Origin of the sequence: Agrilactobacillus yilanensis (assembly GCF_003946725.1) — a bacterium.
In the GTDB taxonomy this organism is placed as follows: Bacteria; Bacillota; Bacilli; order Lactobacillales; family Lactobacillaceae; genus Agrilactobacillus; species Agrilactobacillus yilanensis.
The window spans coordinates 1-1,907 of the sequence record NZ_RHOY01000039.1; the positions used below are offsets into that span (position 1 = coordinate 1).

1 protein-coding gene is annotated in these 1,907 nt (G+C 41.6%); it reads right to left on the reverse strand.

Features of this window, described 5'->3' with window-relative positions; translation table 11 throughout:
• Nucleotides 1-77: 77 nt before the first annotated feature.
• Entirely contained in the window at nt 78-1,463 is a 1,386-nt protein-coding gene (ltrA, locus tag EKM93_RS13445; protein WP_125716028.1) for a group II intron reverse transcriptase/maturase, read from the reverse strand.
• Between the last annotated feature and the right edge of the window lie 444 nt (nt 1,464-1,907).

The window sequence follows — 1,907 nt, forward strand, 5'->3', positions numbered from 1 at the left end:
TATCGAGTAGGAGGTAGCTAAGCTACCGACCTCTCACACCACCGTACGTACGGATCCGTATACGGCGGTTCAATAATTTAAGCATTCTGTATTTGCTGGAGTGTCTTGGACAAATTCATTAATCCAAGTCGCTCCAGCTTTTTGTTTGTAATGGTATATAGCAGGGTTTTACTGTGCGCTGTACGCCAGTAACCTTTACGTGTATTCGCAAAGATACGGGCCTGTTGTTTGTTCATACCAAATCTTACGAGTTGTTTAATTTTGGTCTTTGTCTTCTTCCAGCGTTTCCATATCAGTTGATGAATTCTGCTTCGCAACCATTTATCAAGTCGCTGAATAAAAGTCGACATTTTCCCTATTGAATAATATTGGAGCCAACCACGCATTTTCTGATTTATCTCTTTAGTTAATTGCGCCCAACTGATACTACGATTTCTCTTCGTAATGAGTTTGAGCGCCTGCTTGATTCTCTTTTTGGCCACATTATGCGGACTGGGATATGCCCCATTAGAATCAACACCTAAGGTGAATCCCAGAAATTTGAGTCTGAGTGGGGAACCCACTCGGCTCTTATCTTGGTTGACTGTGACCTTTAGGTCATGTTCTAGAAATTTTGTGATGTTTTCTAGAACTCGATAGCCTGCTCGTTTACTTTTGACATAGATATTACAGTCATCTGCATATCTTACAAAGGCATGTCCTCGTTGGGTGAGTAGATTATCCAATTCATTCAGGTATATATTGGCTAGAAGTGGAGAAAGGTTACCGCCTTGAGGCGTACCTTTTTCAGACGTTTCAAATAAGTTTCCATTCATGACACCACTCTTTAAATATTTTCGAATGAGTTTTAACAACCAAGGGTCACGAATTCGTTTACTAACAAATTTCATCAGTAAGTCGTGATTAACAGTGTCAAAATAGGCTTTTAAGTCCAAATCCACCACCACTTTGTATCCCTGATTGTAGAATTTCATCACTTGTTTGATAGCGTCATGTGCACTTCTGTTGGGTCTAAAACCAAAACTATTGTCTGAGAAAACATTTTCGAATATCGGGGTCATTACTTGTGCAATAGCCTGTTGAATTAATCTGTCTATTACTGTTGGGATACCTAGCTTACGCATAGTTCCGTTAGGTTTGGGTATTTCTACTCGTCTCACGGGCTTTGGTTTGTAAGTACCATTTCGTAATGATTCCAGCAATTCTTCTTTATGTTTCTCAAGGTACAACAACAGTTCATCGACAGTCATTTTGTCGATTCCTGCTGCACCTCTATTCTTCTTGACTCGCTTATAAGCTCGATTGAGATTGTCACGACTCAAGACTCGTTTTTCAAACGAAATGCCATCCTCAACTGTATTTTCACCAATGGTAGCGCTACGCGCCCCAATTTGCTCTTTGTCTTCCAGACTATTCATCCACTGGCGGTCACCTTTTTGTTGTGTTTTCTGCGATTGTCGCACTACCTTCACCGCCTATATCAGTGAGAATTATTATTGTTCGGTCCTTCGTTCCCATAGGGAACTACTATGACCTCGGCTGACTTCTGAAACACTCAGCCAGACATCACTATCTGGTTTGTTTCTGTGGAACATTCCGTTCCTCTTGTCAGAAACGTGTGAGTCAGACCTCCCCGGGTAAGAACGCTAACTTTCATACCATGTAGCTGTTGGCTATACTAAATATTTATTCGAGTAGTATTGGACTTTGGTTTGTTAGGCAACTTTATCCTAAATATCCAGCCTCATAGCCACTTCTTGTTCATCAGCTCAGTATTTTGCTTTAGGCTTCCTTCAGATTCCACCTCACGGTGGACACCCTTGCCATCGGCTAGTGATTCCGACTACTACGGCTCACAGTGGACTTTCACCACCAAGTTAGCACCCATGCCGAGCGCACCTAAAAAA